The 1704-nt window shown below is 53.6% G+C and carries 2 protein-coding genes; both read right to left on the reverse strand.

The features are described from left to right. Window positions 1-314: 314 nt before the first annotated feature. Complete coding sequence (locus PO883_RS34350) at window positions 315-914, reverse strand: hypothetical protein (RefSeq protein ID WP_289313787.1); 600 nt, start codon at window positions 912-914, stop codon at window positions 315-317. Further along, a complete protein-coding gene (locus PO883_RS35000; protein WP_373890141.1) occupies window positions 911-1429 on the reverse strand; it encodes an RHS repeat-associated core domain-containing protein in 519 nt (172 codons plus the stop codon). The genes PO883_RS34350 and PO883_RS35000 overlap by 4 nt, the downstream gene beginning before the upstream one ends. Between the last annotated feature and the right edge of the window lie 275 nt (window positions 1430-1704).

Raw genomic sequence — 1704 nt, forward strand, 5'->3', positions numbered from 1 at the left:
CGGGAAGCCTGCAACGGCGGGCTGTATGGCCAACCCGGAGGGTTGCGTGATGTGTGAGAGATCGGCAGGGGCTGCGGGGACTCCCCGCGCACCCCGTCCATTACCGCTTTTTGCTGGGTTTCCACCCCTGGGCCGATTTTCCCGACACCGAATGGGATACAAATAGGATACGAACAGACTACGACAGGCTACGGACAGGATACGAACAAGATACGGCGCACGTCAACTGACGTTGATGCAGTCGATTTTGGCTTACTGCCCCGCTCGTGCACGTTTGTCGGCACTGACCCCGGCCCCCGGCGCGCGCCTTCTCATTAGTCTGAACGCGGCCCATTCAGATACAAAAAACTCTCCCCGTCGTAAGCCCCAATTAAAACAAACTTGGCCGCACTAATAAGCTCAGCGACAGATCCAGAATTGTTAGTGCCATCAAGCACAAACCCAAGAAAATGCCAGCTCAATAGGCTGTACTGAATTAACTCGGTCACACGGCTTACATCTAAACCGTCCGAAAAAACTAGGTAAATCGTTCCGTCAATGGTGACGTTCGGCAAGTTTTTTGCCTTTAACTCTTCTTTCGTTAGAAGAGCTTCATGAAGCCATAAGGTAGGGTGCTCGCATAATGCCAAGTGTTGGCACACAATTTCGGCAGCTATCACAACTGTAGAGGGCACGCGTTGCACGGCTGTCAAACCGTCTGAAATTTTGGGCAGGGGTTCCAAAATACCCCCGTGAAGAAAATCAAGCAGTCGGACACTATCAGTACCCTCTGGTGCCAATGCGAATATGCTCTCGGGCACCCAATTGTTGTACCCTGCGCAATTGTCGCACGCTCCCGCCACGCGAAAAACCTCTTGGGCGTGTTTAAACGCCACATCGACAAGTAACGATTTTGAGACGATCTTATCCATCATTTAGGCCTTACTGAACCATCGGGATATATGCGCCAGCCGCCAGTTTTACGATCAGTAAAGTCCCAGTGTGGCCCCACTGGATCAGGATGATCTAAGTCTGGGTGAGCACTTTGATCCGGGTTACTCGGGTTCACATACCCTCCTCGAGGCCCGCCCGGAGCATCTGGCCCACGCCACGGCCATTCTGTGCCGTCTGGATTTCTTGGTGGAACTGAGGGATCCTTCCAATCAAAATCGGGTCGGGCGGGACAAACCTTTTCACCTTCAGTAGATGGCTTATCTGAGTCGCCTGAATTCCTAATTGGCTTGATCAAGCGCCATAGAGCCCGCCCAAAATCCTTGTTCGCTTGGGTTCCTGGGAATAAGACATCAAAGGGTCCCGGAAGTGTTCTTGGCCGCGGCGACAAACTACCTTCGTCCTGTAGCCCAAGCGGATCGATTTTGTTAAGAGGATTACCCCTAACGTAACCGTAGGTATTGATGCCACCTTTCAGGCCTATGGGATCGCTCTGGATATAACGCCCACCTGACGCACTTTCCTCTAAATTTCGCCACTTTCCCTAGTCGAATCAACAGCTTGAAGCAGCTAAATCCAGATGCCGCCCCGGTATTGTTGCAAATTTCTCTAGACACGCATTTTGGCTTGCGCACGCGCGCGAGGCAAGACCTTTCGGTTAACCATGCTGGCATCGCGGCGGCGTGCGCGCAGTCAGGGGTGCGCAGCGGCGCAGCGAACCCTTGACGGCCGGGGACGAACACGTTCAGGCATGCGGTGCAAGGAGGGGGGGCA

This window comes from Massilia sp. DJPM01, from assembly GCF_030348125.1.
Taxonomy (GTDB): domain Bacteria; phylum Pseudomonadota; class Gammaproteobacteria; order Burkholderiales; family Burkholderiaceae_D; genus Telluria_A; species Telluria_A frigida.

What these genes read in the sequence shown, in the direction of transcription:
- PO883_RS34350 (WP_289313787.1), bottom strand. Translation starts at nt 914, where the DNA reads ATGATGGATAAGATCGTCTCAAAATCGTTACTTGTCGATGTGGCGTTT.